General features: G+C 69.6%; 1 protein-coding gene. It reads left to right on the top strand.

Features of this window, described 5'->3' with window-relative positions; all coding sequences use genetic code 11:
• Window positions 1–273: hypothetical protein (locus ACZ3HH_RS29960; RefSeq protein WP_465810200.1), on the top strand; the 273-nt coding region annotated here is incomplete at both ends.

Raw genomic sequence — 273 nt, 5'->3', positions numbered from 1 at the left:
CAGTCGGGCTCGGGCACGCTGTCGTTCTGGACCACCGCGCTGGGCGGTTCGCTCGGCTCGATCGTGTCGGACACGTACACCGACGGCTCGGGCTCGCACTCGGTGCAGGAGCACGACGGGTCGGTCACGGCGGCCGTCACCAACGCCATCGTGCCCTTCTCGATCGCGCAGCACATCGCCCAGGGCAACAGCACGACGATCGCTTCGGAGTACGGCATCACGGTCGCCGACCGCCGCCACGGAGCCGTCCTCGGACAGATCAACGGCGTCGCC

It is taken from the genome of Pseudomonas sp. PME37.24/025, from assembly GCF_055556615.1.
Note: the sequence above shows the minus strand (reverse complement) of the source record. Positions and strands in the feature narration are given on the sequence as shown.